At 72.6% G+C, this 19,142-nt stretch carries 15 protein-coding genes and 2 tRNA genes; 15 read left to right on the forward strand and 2 right to left on the reverse strand.

The window, feature by feature from the left end:
- Positions 1–2 precede the first annotated feature (2 nt).
- From ABZ354_RS03080 to ABZ354_RS03110, 7 genes are all read left to right on the forward strand, one after another.
- Positions 3–1,847, forward strand: coding sequence for a LytR C-terminal domain-containing protein (locus ABZ354_RS03080; RefSeq protein WP_358652345.1), 1,845 nt, complete (start codon positions 3–5; stop codon positions 1,845–1,847).
- 46 nt (positions 1,848–1,893) lie between these two features.
- Complete coding sequence (gene rsfS / locus ABZ354_RS03085) at positions 1,894–2,337, forward strand: ribosome silencing factor (protein ID WP_358652347.1); 444 nt, start codon at positions 1,894–1,896, stop codon at positions 2,335–2,337.
- Positions 2,331–2,996, forward strand: coding sequence for a histidine phosphatase family protein (locus ABZ354_RS03090; protein WP_358653122.1), 666 nt, complete (start codon positions 2,331–2,333; stop codon positions 2,994–2,996). Before rsfS ends, ABZ354_RS03090 begins: the two co-directional genes overlap by 7 nt.
- A 155-nt stretch (positions 2,997–3,151) precedes the next feature.
- Positions 3,152–3,224 (forward strand) — tRNA-Ala (locus ABZ354_RS03095).
- Between the two features lie 248 nt (positions 3,225–3,472).
- Positions 3,473–3,646: a hypothetical protein gene (locus ABZ354_RS03100; protein WP_358652349.1), complete on the forward strand. Its 174-nt coding sequence runs from the start codon at positions 3,473–3,475 to the stop codon at positions 3,644–3,646.
- A gap of 3 nt (positions 3,647–3,649) precedes the next feature.
- Complete coding sequence (locus ABZ354_RS03105; RefSeq protein WP_358652351.1) at positions 3,650–3,883, forward strand: hypothetical protein; 234 nt, start codon at positions 3,650–3,652, stop codon at positions 3,881–3,883.
- A 192-nt stretch (positions 3,884–4,075) separates the two neighbouring features.
- Positions 4,076–4,148, forward strand: a tRNA-Ala gene (locus ABZ354_RS03110).
- Between the two features lie 62 nt (positions 4,149–4,210).
- Here ABZ354_RS03110 and ABZ354_RS03115 read toward each other — a convergent pair.
- Together ABZ354_RS03115 and ABZ354_RS03120 are read right to left on the reverse strand one after the other, a co-directional pair.
- Complete coding sequence (locus ABZ354_RS03115) at positions 4,211–5,818, reverse strand: NADH-ubiquinone oxidoreductase-F iron-sulfur binding region domain-containing protein (RefSeq protein WP_358652353.1); 1,608 nt, start codon at positions 5,816–5,818, stop codon at positions 4,211–4,213.
- Complete coding sequence (locus tag ABZ354_RS03120) at positions 5,815–7,110, reverse strand: cytochrome b/b6 domain-containing protein (RefSeq protein ID WP_358653124.1); 1,296 nt, start codon at positions 7,108–7,110, stop codon at positions 5,815–5,817. The genes ABZ354_RS03115 and ABZ354_RS03120 overlap by 4 nt, the downstream gene beginning before the upstream one ends.
- 395 nt (positions 7,111–7,505) lie before the next feature.
- Here ABZ354_RS03120 and leuS point away from each other — a divergent pair, with 395 nt between their 5' ends.
- The 8 genes from leuS (at position 7,506) to holA (ending at position 19,017) form a co-directional block, all read left to right on the forward strand.
- Positions 7,506–10,397 (forward strand): leucine--tRNA ligase, encoded by a 2,892-nt coding sequence (gene leuS / locus ABZ354_RS03125; RefSeq protein ID WP_358652355.1) that lies wholly within the window; start codon positions 7,506–7,508, stop codon positions 10,395–10,397.
- 188 nt (positions 10,398–10,585) lie between these two features.
- Positions 10,586–11,332: a hypothetical protein gene (locus tag ABZ354_RS03130; RefSeq protein ID WP_358652357.1), complete on the forward strand. Its 747-nt coding sequence runs from the start codon at positions 10,586–10,588 to the stop codon at positions 11,330–11,332.
- 59 nt (positions 11,333–11,391) lie between these two features.
- Positions 11,392–12,237, forward strand: a complete 846-nt coding sequence (locus tag ABZ354_RS03135) for a DegV family protein (RefSeq protein WP_358652359.1) — start codon at positions 11,392–11,394, stop codon at positions 12,235–12,237.
- A 220-nt stretch (positions 12,238–12,457) separates the two neighbouring features.
- The gene (locus ABZ354_RS03140; protein ID WP_358652361.1) at positions 12,458–13,618 is read left to right on the forward strand and encodes a ComEA family DNA-binding protein; all 1,161 of its coding nucleotides are present in this window, start codon (positions 12,458–12,460) and stop codon (positions 13,616–13,618) included.
- On the forward strand, positions 13,615–16,362 hold the full coding sequence (locus tag ABZ354_RS03145; protein WP_358652363.1) for a ComEC/Rec2 family competence protein: 2,748 nt from the start codon (positions 13,615–13,617) through the stop codon (positions 16,360–16,362). Before ABZ354_RS03140 ends, ABZ354_RS03145 begins: the two co-directional genes overlap by 4 nt.
- Positions 16,363–16,366: 4 nt before the next feature.
- Positions 16,367–17,212, forward strand: coding sequence for an arylamine N-acetyltransferase (locus ABZ354_RS03150; protein ID WP_358652365.1), 846 nt, complete (start codon positions 16,367–16,369; stop codon positions 17,210–17,212).
- Between the two features lie 194 nt (positions 17,213–17,406).
- Positions 17,407–17,652 carry a hypothetical protein gene (locus tag ABZ354_RS03155; RefSeq protein ID WP_358652367.1) on the forward strand — a complete coding sequence of 82 codons (246 nt, stop codon included), beginning with the start codon at positions 17,407–17,409 and terminating at the stop codon, positions 17,650–17,652.
- A gap of 375 nt (positions 17,653–18,027) precedes the next feature.
- The gene (gene holA, locus ABZ354_RS03160) at positions 18,028–19,017 is read left to right on the forward strand and encodes a DNA polymerase III subunit delta (protein WP_358652369.1); all 990 of its coding nucleotides are present in this window, start codon (positions 18,028–18,030) and stop codon (positions 19,015–19,017) included.
- The last annotated feature ends 125 nt before the right edge of the window (positions 19,018–19,142 follow it).

A 19,142-nucleotide genomic window follows, 5' to 3' on the forward strand; every position in this document is an offset into this window, starting at 1 on the left:
CGGTGAACGACCGATACGACGCTGGTTACGGGGGCGACCAGTACGAACTCGTCGGCTACGACGAGTACGGCCAACCCGTGTACCGCCAGGTCCCGGTCCAGCCGCAGCCGCAGCAGCAGACCTACGACCCCTACGCGCAGCAGGGCTACGGCTACGACCCGTACGCCACGGGCACCCAACAGCCGGCCCCGCAGTACGACCCGTACGACACCGGTCACCAGCAGCCGGTCCCGTCGCAGGACCCGTATGACACCGGTCACCAGCAGCCGGTCCCGTCGCAGGACCCGTATGACACCGGTCACCACCAGCCCGTCCCGGCGCAGGACCCGTACGACACCGGTCACCACCAGCCCGTCCCGGCGCAGGACCCGTACGGCACGGGACAGCAGTCCCCGGGCGTCTACGACCCCTACGGCGGCGGACAGCACGGCACGCAGGGCGGCGCCGCCCCGTACGCCGGGACCGAGGCGGCCGGACAGCGGCCCCGGACCGTCGAGCGGACCGGGTATGTCCCGGAGCAGGCCGACCGGGCGGAGGAACCGGAGACCGGCCGGCAGGACGGCGGGGACTACCGCACCGAGCAGTTCGCCTTCGTCGAGGACCCGGACGGCGACTCCGAGGACGTCATCGACTGGCTGAAGTTCACCGAGAACCGCACCGAGCGCCGCGAGGAGGCCAAACGCCGCGCACGCGTGCGCGTGCTGGCCCTCGTCCTCGTGCTGGCCCTGTGCGCCACCGGCGGCGTCGGCTACCTCTGGTACGCCGGGAAGCTGCCCGGCCTGTCGTCCTCCGACTCCGCGACCGGCGGCTCCGCGGCCGCGGGCGCGCAGAAACGCGACGTGATCGCCGTCCACCTGCACGACACCAAGGGCGACAGCACCGCCACCGCGCTGCTCGTCGACAACACCACCACCCAGCGGGGCACCACCGTCCTGCTGCCCAACTCCCTCGCCCTGACCGCTGACGACGGCACCACCACGACGCTCGCCAAGTCCGTCGACGACGACGGCACCGACGGCACCCGGCAGGCCCTGCACACCGTCCTCGGCACCGGCATCCAGGGCACCTGGCGCCTGGACACGCCCTACCTGCAGAACCTGGTCGACCTCGTCGGCAACATCGAGGTCGACACCAACGCCGACGTCCCCGACCCTTCCGCCAAGAAGAAGGGCGCGAGCCCCCTCGTCCGCGAGGGCGAGAGCCAGACCCTCAGCGGCAAGACGGCCGTCGCCTACGCCACGTACCAGGGCCGCGGCGAGACACCGAACGCCCAGCTGCAGCGGTTCGGGCAGGTCATGCAGGGCGTGCTGCGCAAGATGACCTCCGACCCGGGCGCGGCCACGACCACGATCCAGACGCTCGGCCAGATCCTCGACCCGTCGCTGACCGACAAGGACCTCGGCACCTTCCTCGCCGGTCTCGCCGACCGGGCCAAGGGCGGCGACTACCGGACGACGATGCTGCCGGTCCAGGCGGACGGCACCCTCGACCGGCAGGCCGGCGCGAGCGTCGTGGAGGACATCCTCGGCGGCACCGCGAAGAGCCCCGACGAGGACGCCGCCGTGAGCGTCTCCGTGCGCAACGCCACCGGTGACAAGAGCAACACCGAGAAGGCCCGCGTCGTACTCCTCAACGGCGGCTTCACCTTCCTGGAGGGCGGAACCACCGACCTCGCGGTGACGTCCACCGTCACCTACGCCGACGCCGCCGGCAGGGAGAACGCCACCGAGGTCGCCAAGACCCTGGGTCTGCCCGCCGGCTCCGTCACCAAGGGCAAGGTCTCCGGGAACGCCACCGTCTCGGTCGTCCTGGGCCAGGACTACGAGCCGTCGGGTACCTCCGGCTGACCGTGAGACCCTTGATGTTCACCGACCGACGACCGAAAGCCGCGCAGTGACCGCAACGGACCACTCCCTCGAGCTGATCAGCACCGCCGCCCAGGCGGCCGCCGACAAGCTCGCCCACGACATCGTCGCCTACGACGTCAGCGACGTACTGTCGATCACGGACGCCTTCCTGCTGGCCTCCGCGCCCAACGACCGCCAGGTCAAGTCCATCGTCGACGAGATCGAGGAACGGCTCAGCAAGGAGCTCGGCGTCAAGCCGGTCCGCCGTGAGGGCGACCGCGAGGCCCGCTGGGTCCTGCTCGACTACGTCGACATCGTCGTCCACGTCCAGCACAGCGAGGAGCGCGTCTTCTACGCCCTGGAGCGGCTGTGGAAGGACTGCCCCGAACTGGAACTGCCCGAGGAGGCGAAGGCCACCAGGGGCAAGGCCCAGGAGCACGCCAAGCTGCGGGCCGAGGAGGAGGCCGCGGATCTCGGCGGTGACTGGTGAGCGCCACCCGTGAGACGGGCCCCGGCCGGGGCCGCCGCGTCATCCTGTGGCGGCACGGCCAGACCGCGTGGAACCTGGAACGCCGCTTCCAGGGCACCACGGACGTCCCGCTCACCGAGACGGGCGTCGCCCAGGCCCGCCGCGCCGCCCGCCTGCTCGCCTCCCTGGAGCCCGACGCGATCGTCGCCTCGGACCTCCGGCGCGCCGCGGACACGGCCGCCGAACTGGCCGCGCTCACCGGTCTCGACGTCGCCCTCGACGAGGGCCTGCGCGAGACGTACGCGGGTGTGTGGCAGGGGCTGACGCACGACGAGATCATCGCCTCGTACGGCGAGCAGTACGACGCCTGGAAGCGTGGTGAGCCGGTGCGCCGCGGCGGCGGCGAGCTGGAGACGGAGGTGGCCGACCGCGCCGCGCCGGTAGTGCTGCGGCACCTCGGGAAACTGCCCGCCGAGGGCACGCTCGTCGTGGTCAGCCACGGCGGCACGATCCGCACCACCATCGGCCGGCTGCTGGGCCTGCCGCCCCGCGACTGGGAGAGCCTCGGCGGCCTCATCAACTGCTGCTGGTCCGTCCTCGGCGAGGGCGGCCGAGGCTGGCGGCTGCTGGAGCACAACGCCGGCACCCTGCCCGAGCCGGTCCTCGGCGACGACGACTGAGGCACGACGCCCCGAGTCACGGCGAAGGCACCGCCCGACCTGCACGGCAGCGGGCCGGACCGGATTTCACTTTCTGGCCGGTCGCAGGCTAAAGTTCTTCTTGTTCGCCCCGCCGAGCGGGGCGAAACGCCAAACGGCCCGACCGTGTGGCACACGGGGCTATAGCTCAGTTGGTAGAGCGCCTGCATGGCATGCAGGAGGTCAGGAGTTCAATTCTCCTTAGCTCCACAGCTTCACGAATCCCGTCCCCTCCGGGGGGCGGGATTTTTCGTGTCCCCCTTTGAACGCCCGGCGCCCCGCGGGCGTATACCTCTGCGCGGACGGCCCCGGGGCGCGGGCGGACAGACCTGCGCGGATCCCGGTCGTGGCGGGTGCCCGTTTCCGGACTGGTACTGAGGCGTCGCTGACCGTGTTGCTCCCGCCGTGGCAGAATCAAACGGCCGGAAGGGGGCGCGACCCGACAGGAGGGAGTTGCGATGCCTGCGAGCATCCTCGAGGGGGCCGACCGCCTCCTCGACGCCGGCGTGATCCGGGACACGGCCACCCGCCTGCGCTGCCCTTCCTGCGGTTCCGGCCACGTGGCCCAAGTGCTCGGCGACAACGGCGGAATTTCCTACGTGTGCACGGCCTGCGGCCACAGCTGGAGCTGATCGATGGGTGCACACAGGCGTAAGTGCGACTGGTGCGGCAGGGGTACGCCGATCGTGCGCGACATGGAGCCGATCAACCCCGACTACCAGTACTGGTGCGAGGAGTGCGCGCGGGCGCTGATCATAAAAGGCGACCCGATCGAGACGTACCGCGAACTCGAGGGCGAGCCGATCTACGGCCGTCTCCTCGAGGAACACTGCACGCTCAAGCGCTTCTACTCGTTCGTCACGGCCTGACCCCGCGCGGTCCCCGACCCTTCGGACGTACGCCGGGAAGACGCCGCCGGCACCCTGCGCAGGACGCGGTCACGGACTCAGGACGCGACCTCGGCTGCCGTATCCGCCCGGAGCGGAAAGGATTTGGTGTTGCCCCGGGAGGACCGTGTAATGTTGGCGTCGCCGCCAGGGAGACCGGGCGGAGCGAAACACGGGGCTATAGCTCAGTTGGTAGAGCGCCTGCATGGCATGCAGGAGGTCAGGAGTTCAATTCTCCTTAGCTCCACAGAAAATCGAGGGCGGGTCATCCGATCGGATGACCCGCCCTCGACGTGTACTGACGCTCCCTCAGCGTCCCGCAGCGCGGCGGCCCCGGCCCTGGGACAGCACCGGCAGATTGCGCGGCGGTGCCTGCGTGCGCGTCTCCTCCTCGATGCGCAGGGCGAGCGCGGGGCAGCGGCGCACCGCGCGCATCGCCTTCGCCTCCGCGTAGCGCGGGATCTCCGCCCGCGCCACCGTCGGGAAGCCGTCGGCGCCGAGTTCGAAGACCTCCGGGAGGATGTCGGCGCACAGGCCGTGGCCCCGGCACAGCGTCCAGTCGACGTGGATCTTCTGCCGGCCGGGGCCGGTGTCCCCGGCCGCGCCGCCGGGGACACCCGTGGGGGCCCTGCCTCCACCGAAGAGCGGCAGGACGCCCTCCACGGGCCGTCCGCAACCGTTGCCGAGGACGTGCGCGGCGAGGTCGTCGGTGAACGCCTCGACGGTCGATTCGATGAACATCGCCGAGCCGTCCGGGTGCGAACACGCCCCGCGCCGCCTCACGTTCTTCGCGACCTGCCTGAGCGCTTCGAGGGCCGCGGGCCCGCCGCCGTGGAGGATGTCCTCCAGGCCGCGTGCCGCCGCGGGCAGGCCGAGGTAGCAGGGGCCGCACTGACCCGCGCTCTCCTCGGCCAGCCACTGCGCCACCCGGAGCGATTCCCCGAGGGGACAGGTGCCCCGGCCGATCGGCAGGATCGCGCCGGCGCCCAGCGAACCGCCCACGTGGTCCAGGGAGTTGCGGGAGACGATCGCCTCGTTCGCCGTCGCCGAATCGATCCACTTGCCGTGATAGCCGCCGGTCAGGACTCCTTGGAGGAGCGGCGGGGCACCGGCGAGCTGAAGGACGTAGCGCAGCGGCACGCCCGTGGGGACCTCGATCACCATGGGGCGGGCGACCGCGCCGGAGACCGTGAGCAGGACGGTGCCCGGCTCGTCGTACAGGCCCGTGTGGCCGTAGCGGTCCGGGCCGATGCGGGCGGCGATGGCGAGCTGAGCGAACGTTTCGGCGTTGGAGAGCAGGGTGGGCGCGCCGCCGACGCCGGTCTTCGAGGCGCTGACCTTGCGGCCGGGCGGGATCGCCGGACCCCCGTCGATGGAGCGGATCAGTGAGGCCGCCGCGCCCGTGACCATGCGGACCGGGTTGCGCTGCACGCGCGCGCGGATCGCGGAACGGCGGCCGTCGCTGAGGCCGCGCTCGGCCAGCGCCGCCTCCATCGAGCGTTGCGTGGACTCCCGGGTCACCCCGACCACGAGCCGGCGCGCTCCGAGGGCCTCGGCGCACAACAGCGCGCCGTCCAGGATGAGGTGCGGGGCGCGGTTGATGAGCACCGTGTCCTTGCGGCAGGCCGGTTCGTCCTCGCTGCCGTTGACGACGACGACCGGCCGTACCCCGCGTCTGATCGCCGACTCGGCGACCGAGCGCAGCTTCTTGTGGAAGGGGAAACCGGCGCCGCCGCGTCCCCTGAGGTTGATGCGTTCGGCGAGCCGGGCGAGCTTTTCGCCGCCCAGCGGTTCGAGCGGGCCGTGCACCTTCAGATGCATGGGCAGGTCGAGCCGTTCCACCAGGTCGAAGCCCGACGTGAGCTGGGGAAGACCGACCACGCGGACTTCGGGTACGTCGGGCAGGGCCTCGTTCACTCAGAGCCTCCGGAAGGCGTGTTCCAAGGTTCGCCCGAACCCGGTGCGCCGAAGTCGTAGAAGGCACCGGGCAGTGTTTCAGTGGCGGGACCGCTGTGGTGGGTGTCGTCCGGGTAGTACGTGCCGTACCGGGAGTTCGTCTCACCGGTGTCGTACAGATCACCCGAACCGGGGCACGAGGCGCCCGGGTCGTCCTGGAACGGGACGGTGTATCCGGTGTCGTCGAGCGGGTCGTACGACGAGCGCGGGGCCTCGCCGACCGGGCGGGGTGCCGGGACGGGCCAGGTGCCGGAGGTGCTCGTGCCGCTGTCGACGCGTGGCATCACCTCCGTGCGGCGCAGGTCCGGCGGCACCTCCGCGCCCGTGGGCCCCCGGGAGGGCAAGGGCTGAGGCCGCTGCCCGCGCGACGGGGGTGACGACACGGCCCGGTAGGCGGCGGCGAAACCGTTCACGGGCTGCCGCCGGCCGGCCGTGGCGTACGGGTCCTCCACGGGTGGGTCGAACGTGGCACGTGTGCGTGCCCGCGCGGCTGCAGTGGCCGGCTCCGCGGCCCGGGCACGGCTCGCCTCCAGGTCCGCCGTGGCTCCCTGCACGTCGGTGGTGAGGAAGACGGCGATCCGGTCGGCGACCCGGCGTTTGACCGGGCGCGGCGCGGCGCGCAGGACGAGGGCCGCCAGCACCCCGAGGACGCACAGCCCGTACAGGAACACGAAGACCGGCTTCGCGGCCCGGCCCGCGTAGAGGCCGTGGACCAGGGCGGCGCACCAGGCCGGATAGGCCAGCATGTGCACGGCCCGCCAGCGGGCGGCGACCGGGGCGGGGGAGGCGAAGGCGCTGCGCAGCGCGCCGGTGACGCCCACGAAGATCATGAGGAGCCCGGCGGCGGAACCGAGCCCGACCAGCCCTTCGAAGCCGGTGGCACCCAGCGCGAAGGGGAGCACCGCGGCGACCGGCTCCGTGTGGTCCAGCGCGATCTTGGTGAAGACGTGCAGCAGCAGGAACGCGATCGAGGCGACCGCGGCGGTCCGGTGGACGGCCTGCCCGATGATCCGTCGGCGCGCGTCGAGGAAGATCCGGTCCTGGGCGACCAGGCCCCAGACGACGGAGCAACTGAGCGAGACGAGGGACAGGACGCCCGCGCCGAAGTTCAGGAACTCCCGGACGTCGTCACCTCCGAGCGGCACGACCAGGGGGGTGAGGAGCAGGGCGACGACCGATGACGGTCCGTAGGCGGAGCGGCCCGGGCGGGAACCCGGGCGGGGGAGCGAACGGTGGCTGCGACGAGGGTTCAGAAGGGTCATGGGGGGCAACTCCGAGCAGTTCGGGTAAGCGGTCCCGCTGCCGCAGCACTCTAAGCGCCGTCATACCGGCGAGTAGAGGGGTTTGTGTTATTGCGTTGTTATCAAATGACCATACGGTCGTTGCCTTGCCCTGTTGCGGTTGTTACGCGAAGTAACTATTGACCCCCGAGCCCGCGGCAACTCCGTCGCGGCCCGATCGGCCGCTGCGGTACCCTGTCGCCATGCGTGCCGTACGCCTTCTGCTTAGCGAGCCGCGCTGATCAGTCCCGGCGACCCGTGAGAAGCGGGGCCGGAATCGGCGCGGCGTCCCCTCCTGTGCGAGGGGATTTTTCGTTTCTTGAGAAGTCGCAGCCGCCGGCAGAGACGATCGATGGAGCTTTGAGGACATGAGCGAGACGAACCCCGCTGCCACCGCCGCCGGGTCGGCGGAGGCCGCGCCGCACCGCTACACGGCCGCCGTCGCGGCCGAGGTCGAGGCACGCTGGCAGGACTTCTGGGACGCCGAGGGCACCTACGCGGCGCCGAACCCGAGCGGTGACCTGGCGGGCGACCCGGAGGCGGCCGCCAGGCCCAAGAAGTTCATCATGGACATGTTCCCGTACCCCTCCGGTGCCGGCCTGCACGTCGGCCACCCGCTGGGCTACATCGCCACCGACGTCTACGCCCGGTTCCAGCGCATGACCGGCCACAACGTCCTGCACACCCTGGGCTTCGACGCCTTCGGCCTGCCCGCCGAGCAGTACGCCGTGCAGACCGGCACGCACCCGCGTGTCTCCACCGAGGCCAACATCGCGAACATGACGTCCCAGCTGCGCCGGCTGGGCCTGGGGCACGACAAGCGCCGGTCCTTCGCCACGATCGACCCGGACTACTACAAGTGGACCCAGTGGATCTTCCTGCAGATCTTCAACTCCTGGTACGACGAGGAGGCGGACAAGGCCCGCCCGATCGACGAGCTGATCGCCCTGTTCACGTCCGGTGAGCGCGCCGTCCCGGGCCACCACGCGCGCGCCTGGAACGAACTGAGCGCCACCGAGCAGGCCGACGTCCTGGGCGGATTCCGGCTGGCCTACGCCTCCGACGCGCCGGTCAACTGGTGCCCCGGCCTGGGCACCGTACTGGCCAACGAAGAAGTCACCGCCGAGGGCCGCTCCGAGCGCGGCAACTACCCGGTCTTCAAGGCCAGACTGCGCCAGTGGAACATGCGCATCACCGCCTACGCCGACCGGCTGCTGGAGGACCTGGACGAGCTGGACTGGCCCGAGGCCATCAAGCTGCAGCAGCGCAACTGGATCGGCCGCTCCGAGGGTGCCCGCGTCGCCTTCCCCATCGACGGGGAGCACATCACCGTCTTCACCACGCGCCCTGACACGCTGTTCGGCGCGACCTACATGGTGCTGGCGCCCGAGCACCCGCTGGTCGAGAAGTTCACCCCGGGCACCTGGCCCGAGGGCACCCACGACGCCTGGACCGGGGGGCACGCGACCCCCGCCGAGGCCGTCGCCGCGTACCGCGCGCAGGCCACCGCGAAGTCCGACGTGGAGCGGCAGGCCGAGGCCAAGGACAAGACCGGCGTCTTCACCGGCGCGTACGCGACCAACCCGGTCAACGGCGAACAGGTCCCCGTCTTCATCGCCGACTACGTCCTGATGGGCTACGGCACCGGCGCGATCATGGCCGTACCCGCGCACGACACCCGCGACTTCGCGTTCGCGCGCGCCTTCGAGCTGCCGATCCGCTGCGTCGTGGAGCCCACGGACGGCCGCGGCGCGGACACCTCCACCTGGGACGACGCCTTCGCCTCGTACGACGCGAAGATCGTCAACTCCTCGGGCGCGGGCGTGTCCCTGGACGGCCTGGGCGTCGTCGAGGCCAAGGCCCGCATCACGGAGTGGCTGGAGCGGTCCGGCGTCGGGGAGGGCACCGTCAACTTCCGCCTGCGCGACTGGCTGTTCAGCCGCCAGCGCTACTGGGGCGAGCCCTTCCCGATCGTCTACGACGAGGACGGCATCGCGCACGCGCTGCCCGAGTCGATGCTGCCGCTGGAGCTGCCCGAGGTCGAGGACTACTCGCCGCGCACCTTCGACCCGGACGACGCCGACACCCAGCCCGAGACGCCGCTGTCGCGGAACCAGGACTGGGTCGACGTCACGCTGGACCTGGGCGACGGCCGCGGACCGCGCGCGTTCCGGCGCGAGACCAACACCATGCCCAACTGGGCCGGTTCCTGCTGGTACGAGCTGCGCTACCTGGACCCGAACAACTCCGGGAAGCTGGTCGACCCGGCCGTCGAGCGGTACTGGATGGGCCCGCGCGAAGGCCAGCCGCACGGCGGCGCCGACCTGTACGTCGGCGGCGCCGAGCACGCCGTGCTGCACCTGCTGTACGCGCGCTTCTGGACGAAGGTGCTGTACGACCTGGGGCACGTCTCGTCCGCCGAGCCGTTCCACAAGCTGTTCAACCAGGGCATGATCCAGGCCTACGTGTACCGCGACAGCCGCGGCATCGCCGTACCGGCCGCCGAGGTGGAGGAACGCGACGGCGCGTACTACTACCAGGGCGAGAAGGTCTCCCGGCTGCTGGGCAAGATGGGCAAGTCCCTGAAGAACGCGGTGACGCCGGACGAGATCTGCGCCGAGTACGGTGCCGACACGCTGCGCCTGTACGAGATGGCCATGGGCCCGCTGGACGTCTCCCGGCCGTGGGACACGCGCGCGGTGGTCGGCCAGTTCCGTCTGCTGCAGCGGCTGTGGCGCAATGTCGTGGACGAGACCACCGGCTCCCTGGCGGTGGTCGACACCGAGCCCGACGAGGACACGCTGCGCGCCCTGCACAAGGCGATCGACGGGGTCCGCGGCGACCTGGAGGGCATGCGCTTCAACACCGCCATCGCCAAGATCACCGAGCTGAACAACCACCTGACGAAGGCCGGCGGCCCGGTGCCGCGGTCCGTCGCCGAGCCGCTGGTGCTGCTGGTCGCGCCGCTGGCCCCGCACATCGCCGAGGAACTGTGGCGCAGGCTGGGCCACCCGGACTCGGTCGTCCACCAGGACTTCCCGGTCGCCGACCCGGCGTACGTGGTGGACGAGACCGTGACCTGCGTCGTGCAGATCAAGGGCAAGGTCAAGGCCCGTCTGGAGGTAAGCCCGGAGATCTCCGACGACGAGCTGGAGAAGGTCGCGCTGGCCGACGAGAAGGTGGTCGCCGCGCTGGGCGGGGCCGGTATCCGCAAGGTGATCGTGCGGGCGCCGAAGCTGGTGAACATCGTTCCGGCGTAGGTGCCCCGGGGGAGCGGGCCGGAGCAGGTCTCCCCTCGGGTGAGAGGCGGGTGCCGGGCGTCCCCTAGGGGATGGCCGTGGCTTTCTGCGGGCAGGTTCGGGGTTCTTCCGGAACTCGGGACCTGCCCGTTGCGTTTACCGTTGAAGAGCGGCTCGAGATCGGCCGCGGCCCGCCCGGGAGGAGCATCGTGGAAGCAGTGATCGCCGTGTTCGCCCTGCTCTTCGTGATGCTCGTGGCCCTCGGCGCGTACGCGACGGTGAAGGCGGTCGGCGCGGCCAAGCGCGGGGTGGACCGCACGCTCACGCAGGCCCGCCGCACGGTCGAGGACCACACCCTGCGGGCGAAGTCCTTCGCCCAGCCCGGCCCTGTCGGCGAGATCGCCCAGCTGAGACTGAAGCTGCGTACGTCGATGCGCGCCACGCAGGACGCGCTGCACGCGGGCGTGGCCGAGGACGCGTCGCTCAAGGAGTCCCTCGCCCTGTTCGAACGGCTCAGCGCGCACGGGCGCGAGCTGGAGGGCGAGCTGCGGCGCCTGGAGTCCGAGCCGGACCGGGCCGCGCTCAGCGAGCGGCTGCCCGCGCTGCGCGAGCGTACCGAGCGCGTCGCGCACTCGGCGGACTCCCTGCGCTGGGCCGCCCGCGACCGCGCCCGCCGCTTCGCCGACGACGACCTGGAGTCGCTGAGCGCCCAGATCGACATGGAGGCGGGCGCCCTGCGCCACTGGGACACGGTGGAACCGTCGGTCGCGCCGCCGTCGGGGCCCGAGTCCCGGGCCGGTTCCTCGTCGGGCGGCCCGGCGCCGCGGCAGGCCCGGCGGTCACCCACGCCGCAATCGCACACGCCGGACGAGCCGGTCCGGCCCGCCCTCGCCCCGCCGGGCCACCGCCCCGCCCATCCCTGGCAGAAGAAGCCCCGCCCCGAAAGCACCACTTGAAGCGTGGTGTGAACGGGCCGGGCTGCCGTACCGGCACTACGCCAGGTAACCTCCAGCTCATGTCCCGCCATGTCGCCATCGTCACCGATTCCACGGCCTACCTGCCGGCCCGGACGATGGAGCGTCACGGCATCACCTCGGTACCGCTGACCGTGGTCCTCGGCGACCGGGCACTCGAAGAGGGCACCGAGATCTCGACCCGTTCACTGGCACAGGCGTTGCAGAAGCGACGGTCGGTCACCACCTCGCGCCCGAGCCCCGAGGTGTTCGCGCGAACCTACCGCGAGATCGCCGAGTCGGGCGCCACCGGCATCGTCTCCCTGCACCTCTCCGCCGAACTGTCCGGTACGTACGACGCCGCCGTCGTCGCGGCGCGCGAGGCACCCGTGCCGGTGCGGGTGGTGGACACCGGGATGGTCGCGATGGCCCTCGGTTTCTGCGCGCTCGCCGCGACGGAGACGGCGGAGTCGGGCGGCACGGTGGACGAGGCCGTCGCCGCCGCGCAGAAACGAGCGGCGGACACGGCCGCCTACTTCTACGTCGACACCCTCGACTACCTGCGCCGGGGCGGCAGGATCGGCGCCGCGCAGGCACTGTTCGGATCGGCGCTCGCCGTGAAGCCGCTGCTGAAACTCGACGGCGGGCGCATCGACCTGCTGGAGAAGGTGCGGACGGCGTCGAAGGCGATCGCCCGCCTGGAGGAGATCGTGGCGGAGCGGGCGGGCGGAGCCGAGGTCGACATCGCCGTGCACCACCTCGCCGCACACGACCGGGCGGCGGCCCTCGCGGACCGTCTGCGGACCCGGGTGCCGGGGCTGGTCGACCTGCATGTGAGTGAAGTGGGCGCGGTGATCGGGGCGCATACCGGCCCGGGGTTGCTGGGGGTCGTCGTTTCGGGGCGGTGACCGGGCGGTCCCGGCCCGGCCGGAGCCGGGTGGTGGGGCGGCGGCGGGCCGGGCCGACTCCGCGGCGGTGGTGCCGTCGGCGGTGACCGGATACGGGGCACGTCCGGGGCGGCGGGCCGGGTCGCTCGTGTGGGTGACGGAGTTTTCCACAACCGGTGGACGGTCCCCGGGAATTGACCATGATCATCGCGGTGGACGTGGTCTGCCCGATGCTCTTCGCATGACACTTCGATCACGTCCACGCGCAGCGACTCCCACCAGCGGCCCGGGCAGGGGACCCGCCTCCGACGGCCGCGTCCGTCTTCGCCGCCCACCTCACTCCCGGGAGCGGGCCCGGCAACGGCCCGGATACCGGTACCGGCACCGGCAACGTGAGGCGTTGGCGGAGGAGATGCGGCGGCGGGCCGAGGTGTTGTTCGGGGAGGAGGCGGGTGAGGGGGCGGGGCCCGTGCGGGCGGGGCAGGCCCGGGTGCTGGGAGAGCGCCGGGCACGGGGGACGTCTGCCGTGCCGGAGGAGTTGGCACGGCTGTCGGAGAGGGCAGCCGGGGGCTCGGGCGCCGTCGCCGGTGCCGGCGTCGAGGATGCCGGTGGGCGGGCCGGGGGTGAGGAGCACGCGGACGACGGGCCGGAGCCGACCGCGGCACGCCTGACCTGGCGGGAACGGGTCGGGCCCGCTCTGCGGGAGCGGATGCCGGTGTGGTTGCAGACGCGGTGCGGTGTGGAGCGGCGCAGCGTGCTGGCGCTCACGGCACTGCTCGTCGTCGCCGCGGCCTTCGCCGCACAGCACTTCTGGACCGGCCGGACGCAGACCGTGCGGGCGCCCGAGGTGGTTCGCGCGGCGGAGCCCTACGAGGACCGGGAACGGCAAGGCACGGCGGAACCCGGGACCGCCGCTGCCAAGGCGCCGGCCGGGGCCACCGCCGGGACGGAGATCGTGGTCGACGTCAGCGGCAAGGTGCGCGACCCCGGGATTCACCGGCTGCCGGCCGGTTCCCGAGTCGCGGACGCATTGCACGCGGCGGGCGGGGTGCGGCCCGGCACGAACATCGACGGCCTGAACCGCGCCCGGTTCTTGGTGGACGGGGAACAGGTGCTCGTGGGCGGTCCCGGCGCCGGGACCGGTGGCGCATCGGGCGGCGGGACGGCAGGAGCGGCGGGCCCGGCCGGCGGGGCGGGGCAGGCCCCGACGGCTCCCGTCGCCCTCAACACGGCCACCGTCGACCAGCTGGACACCCTGCCGGGCGTCGGACCCGTCCTCGCCCAGCACATCGTGGACTACCGCACCCAGCACGGCGGCTTCCGTTCGGTGGACGAGTTGCGCGAGGTGACCGGCATCGGGGAGCGCCGCTTCGCCGACCTGCGCGATCTCGTACGGCCATGAGCGGCACCCTTGCCCCGCCGGGCGGCTCGCGGCCCGCCGCGCGCAGTGCCGTGCACGCCGCGTCCGGGAAGCGGCTCGGCGTGGCTCGGCCCCGGCAGGAGGGACCTGCGGATCTCAGGCTGGTGCCGCCCGCGCTCGCGGCATGGGCCACGGCGGCACTGCTGGTGGACGCCTCGCCCGGGTGGGTGGCGGGTGTGGCCGCGGTCTGTGCGGTCCTCGGTGGAGCGCTGTTTCTGCGGCGGGTTCGTGCGGCCCGGGAGCGAGTGACCCAGGGGCCTGTGGACGGCGGCTTGCCCAGGGGCCCGGACGCCGATGATGAGGACCTCCCCGGTGAGGTCTTCCACGACGACACCACACCCGGTGACCGTCCGCCCCGCGGGGAGGAGCATCGCGGGACGCCTACGGCTCGGACCCGTACCACCCTTGCCGCCCTGCTCTTCTGCGTCGCCGCGTCGGCCGTCTCGGCCGGGCTGCACGGGGCGGACCTGCGGCGGGGCCCCGTCCCGGAACTGGGGCGGCGGTACGCGACCGTGACGGCCGAAGTCGAGGTCACCGCCGATCCCCGGCTGACCCGGCCCCGGGCCGACGGCCCCCGCGTGTCACCGGGCGCCGTACTGATCACAGCGGACGTACGCGAGGTCGAGCAGGCGGACGGGACGGCGGTGGCGACCCGGACGCCCGTCCTGATGATCGTCGACGTGGGAGAGGCCGACGCCGACGCCGGCATGCGGGGCGGACGGGGCGAGGCACTGGGCGAGGGACCGGTGCGTTCGCCCTGGCTCGGTCTGCTGCCCTCGACCCGGCTCCGGGTCACCGCGCGACTCGCGCCCGTGCGGGAGGACGGTGACCGGATCGCGGCCGTGATGCGGGTACGGGCGGGGATGGCGCCGGACGTGGTGGGGGAGCCGTCGGGACCGCAGCGGTTCGCCGGCCGGTTGCGTGCCGGGCTGCGGAAGGCCACCGACGGTCTGTCGGCCGACGCGCGGGCGCTGCTGCCGGGCCTCGTCGTCGGGGACACCGCGCGGGTCGCACCGGAGCTGGACGCGGCCTTCAAGGAGACCGACCTGACACATCTACTCGCCGTGTCAGGGGCGAACTTCACGATCCTGCTCGCCCTGCTCCTCGGACCACCGGGCCGCGCCCAGCACGCCGAGCGCCGCGGTCTGGCGCCCAGGATCGGGATCTCCCTGCGGCAGACGGCCGTGCTCGGCGGTGTGATGACACTCGGGTTCGTCGTCGTGTGCAGACCGGACCCGAGTGTGCTGCGGGCGGCGGCCTGCGGTTCCGTCGCGCTGCTGGCGCTCGCCACCGGACGGCGCCGGTCCCTCCTCCCGGCGCTGGCGACGGCCGTCCTGCTGCTGGTGCTGTACGACCCGTGGCTGGCGCGCAGTTACGGCTTCCTGCTCTCCGTGCTGGCCACCGGCGCCCTGCTCACGCTCGCGCCCCGCTGGAGTGAGGGACTGCGCCGGCGCGGGGTGCCGCCCCGCCTGGCCGAGGCGCTGGCCGCTGCGGGTGCCGCGCAGGCGCTGTGCGCGCCGGTGGTGGCCGTGCTGTCGGCGCGGGTGAGCCTGGTGGCGGTGCCGTGCAACCTGCTCGCGGAGTTCGCGGTCGCGCCGGCCACGGTGCTGGGGTTCGCGGCGCTGGCGACGGCTCCGGTGGCGATGCCGCCGGCCAAGGTTTTCGCCTGGTGCGCGAGCTGGCCCGCCGAGTGGCTGGCGGCGGTGGCTCGCACCGGGGCGGCGTTGCCCGGTGCGGGGGTGGACTGGCCCGGTGGCTGGACCGGCGCGGCACTGCTGGGTGCCGTCACCGTGGCCCTGCTGTTCGCGGGGCGCCGGTTGATCGGGCACCCCTGGTGGTGCGGGGCCTGCGTGCTGCTGCTGGTCCTGGTGGTGCTGCGGCCCGCGCCGCTGACCAGGGTGGTCACGGGGTGGCCGCCACCGGGCTGGCGGATGGTGATGTGCGACGTGGGGCAGGGTGACGCGATGGTGCTCGCCGCGGGCGAAGGCACCGGTGTGGTCGTGGACGCCGGACCCGACCCGGGGCTCGTCGACCGCTGCCTGCGTTCGCTGGGCATCACCCGCATCCCGCTCGTCGTGCTGACCCATTTCCACGCGGATCATGTGGCGGGCCTGCCGGGCGTGCTGCGGGGGCGCTCGGTCGGGGCGGTCGAGACGACGGGGCTCGCCGAGCCCGTGGAACAGGCGGCGTTCGTCCACCGAGTGGCGGCCGAAGGGGGAGTTCCCGTGAGGAGCGCCGCCGCCGGGTCGGAACGCCGCGTCGGGGAGCTGTCCTGGCAGGTCCTGTGGCCGCCCGCCACGCACTCCCCACCGACCGGGCACCCGAGCCCCGTCCCCGCCCCCGTCCTCGTCCCCGAGGGCGCGAACAACGCCAGTGTCACCCTCCTCGTCCGGAGCGCCGGCCTGCGGTTCCTCCTCCTCGGGGACCTCGAACCACCGGCCCAGCGGGCGCTTTCGCAGTCTCCGGCGGGCGCTGCGCTGAAGGGCGTGGATGTGCTCAAGGTCGCCCACCACGGCTCGGCCCATCAGGACCCGGATCTCCTGCGCAGGGCGGCCCCGCGGCTGGCGCTCGTCTCGGCCGGCGCGGACAACTCGTACGGTCACCCGGCCCCCGCCACGCTGGCCGCGCTGCGGGCCGGGGGAGCGGTGGTGCTGCGGACGGACCGCGACGGCGCGCTGGCCGTCACGGGCCGCGCGGGTGGACGACTGGAGGTGGCGCGAGACTGAAGGCATGACACCCGAACAGGTCGATGCCTACCTCCAGCGGCTCGGAGTCGCCCGCCCGGCGAGGGCCACCGCCGATGCCCTGCGCGAACTGCACCTGCGCCACCTGCAGGCCGTGCCCTTCGAGAACCTCTCCGTCCACCTCGGCGAGGAGATCGTGCTCGAGGAGCAGCGGCTGCTGGACAAGGTCGTGGCCGGACGCCGGGGCGGGTTCTGCTACGAACTCAACGGCGCGTTCGGGGCGTTGCTCACGGCGCTCGGCTTCGAGGTGACGCTGCTCGCGGCACGGGTGCGGGTCGACGAGGAGCGGCTCGGGATTCCGTACGACCATCTCGCGCTGCGGGTGCGGACGGCGGACGGGGGCGAGTGGCTGGCCGACGTCGGGTTCGGGGCGCACAGCCACTACCCGCTGGCGTTCTGGGACCGGGGCGACCAGCCGGACCCCTGCGGCACGTTCAGGATCGCCGAGGCGGGGCCGGACCGGGCCGGGGTGCGTGGCGACGCGTCGGTGACCCCCGACCTGGAGGTGAGCTGGGACGACAGCCCCGAGTACCGGCTGGAGGTACGGCCGCGGGTGCTCGGGGACTTCGTGGCCGGGGCGTGGTGGCACAGCACCTCGCCCGAGTCGCACTTCACGCGGTCGCTGGTGTGTTCGCGGGTGACGAAGGACGGCGGGCGGGTCACGCTCAGCGGGCGCCGGCTGACCGAGACGGCTCCGGACGGCGGTCGCGAGGAGCGTGAGCTGGACGCGGACGAGGAGGTGCTGGCCGTGTACCGGGAGCGGTTCGGGATCGCACTCGACCGGGTGCCGGTGCTGCGAGCCACGCAGGGCGGAGGAGGCATGAGTAACTGAAGGAGACAGGAATGACTGACGGGACGCTCGAGGCCGGCGAGATCGCAGAGATCGCCCAGGCGTCCAGGCCGGCGAGAACCTCCAGGCCGGCGAGAACGCCGAGACCGGGCTGGACGGTGGTTGAGGGTCTGAACTGACGGTTGAGCGTCTGACCTGGCGGTTCGCGTGCCGGGCGGTGCCGCACAATGGTTGCCGTGAACGACGTGAGACATGTGCTGGTGCTGCCCGACCGCGATGCCGCGCAGGAGGCGGTCGAGGCACTCGGGGAGCGGTTCGGGCTGGACGAGGAGCCGCGGATCGTCCGGGACGCGCTGGCCGGCGAGGACGATGCCGAGGACGCGCAGTGGCTGGTCGTCCTGTGCGACGAGGACGAGCGGCTGGACGCGGCGGAGCTCGACGAGTTCGCGGACGAGTGGGACGGCTGGCGGGAGGAGCCGTGACCCGCAAGGGTGCCGCCACCTCAGCCGGGGAGGAACCGCGGCCGGCCAACCGGCCAGGTAGCTGCTGAACCGGCCATACGGTCAACCAACCGGGCAACCGACCGGCCAGGCAACCGGTTGGGCACCTGTGAATGGACTCACCGTCGGCTCGGGCAACCGGCCAAGCACCTGGTGAACCGGCCAACCGGTTGCGCAACCGGCGAACCGGCGAACCGGCGGCTCGCCAACCGGCGAACCAGCCAACGGCCAACCGGCCACCCACGCGGCCGGACCACCCATTGGCCCGATCAACCCGACCCGATCAACCCGACCCGATCAACCCGACCCGGCTGGGCCAGGAACGGGTTGTCAGTGGCGCGTGCAATGCTTGTCGCGATGGCCAGGAAGACTGCGAACGACGACCCTCTCGCCCCGGTGACTCTCGCCGTGGGCCAGGAGGACCTCCTGCTCGACCGTGCCGTGCAGGAAGTGGTGGCGGCCGCCAGGGCCGCCGACGCCGACACGGACGTACGGGACCTGACCTCGGACCAGGTGCAGCCCGGCACGCTCGCCGAGCTCACCAGTCCGTCGCTCTTCGCGGAGCGCAAGGTCGTGGTGGTACGCAACGCACAGGAACTGTCGGCCGACACGATCAAGGACGTGAAGGCGTATCTCGGGGCGCCGGCCGAGGAGATCACGCTGGTGCTGCTGCACGCGGGCGGCGCCAAGGGCAAGGGCCTGCTGGACGCCGCGCGCAAGGTGGGCGCGCGTGAGGTGGCCTGCCCGAAGATGACGAAGCCGGCGGACCGGCTGGCGTTCGTGCGCGGTGAGTTCCGCGCGCTGGGGCGTTCGGCGACGCCGGAGGCCTGCCAGGCGCTGGTCGATTCCATCGGCAGCGATCTGCGGGAGCTGGCGTCGGCGGTGTCGCAGCTCGCCGCGGACATCGAGGGGACGATCGACGAGGCGGTCGTCGGGCGCTACTACACCGGGCGGGCGGAGGCGTCGAGCTTCACCGTCGCCGACCGGGCCGTGGAGGGCAGGACGGCGGAGGCGCTGGAGGCGCTGCGCTGGTCACTGTCGACCGGGGTCGCACCGGTGCTGATCACCAGCGCGCTGGCGCAGGGAGTGCGGGCGATCGGCAAGCTGTCCTCCGCGTCCGGCGGTCGGCCCGCCGACCTGGCCCGTGAGCTCGGCATGCCGCCGTGGAAGATCGACCGGGTGCGCCAGCAGAGCCGCGGCTGGACACCGGACGGCCTGTCGGTCGCGCTGAGGGCGGTCGCCGAGGCCGACGCGGGCGTGAAGGGCGGCGGTGACGATCCCGAGTACGCGCTGGAGAAGGCGGTCGTCGTGATCGCCAGAGCGGCCCGTTCCCGGGGCCGCGCGTAACGGACACGGGGGTCTCCCCCTGCCCCGGCCTCCCGCCCTCCTGCCGAGCGACACGTACGTAGAGGCCGGCTCCCCGCCCTCAGACACTCCGGCAACTTCAGGCCCCTCACAGTCCCGGCAAATGC

Origin of the sequence: Streptomyces sp. NPDC005925 (genome assembly GCF_040638805.1) — a bacterium.
GTDB lineage: Bacteria > Actinomycetota > Actinomycetes > Streptomycetales > Streptomycetaceae > Streptomyces.

Bases quoted from the DNA above. Each gene is read 5' to 3' on its own strand.
- ABZ354_RS03100 (WP_358652349.1), top strand. From the start codon at position 3,473: ATGCCTGCGAGCATCCTCGAGGGGGCCGACCGCCTCCTCGACGCCGGC.
- ABZ354_RS03105 (WP_358652351.1), top strand. From the start codon at position 3,650: ATGGGTGCACACAGGCGTAAGTGCGACTGGTGCGGCAGGGGTACGCCG.
- leuS (WP_358652355.1), top strand. From the start codon at position 7,506: ATGAGCGAGACGAACCCCGCTGCCACCGCCGCCGGGTCGGCGGAGGCC.
- ABZ354_RS03135 (WP_358652359.1), top strand. From the start codon at position 11,392: ATGTCCCGCCATGTCGCCATCGTCACCGATTCCACGGCCTACCTGCCG.
- ABZ354_RS03140 (WP_358652361.1), top strand. From the start codon at position 12,458: ATGACACTTCGATCACGTCCACGCGCAGCGACTCCCACCAGCGGCCCG.
- ABZ354_RS03145 (WP_358652363.1), top strand. From the start codon at position 13,615: ATGAGCGGCACCCTTGCCCCGCCGGGCGGCTCGCGGCCCGCCGCGCGC.
- ABZ354_RS03150 (WP_358652365.1), top strand. From the start codon at position 16,367: ATGACACCCGAACAGGTCGATGCCTACCTCCAGCGGCTCGGAGTCGCC.
- holA (WP_358652369.1), top strand. From the start codon at position 18,028: ATGGCCAGGAAGACTGCGAACGACGACCCTCTCGCCCCGGTGACTCTC.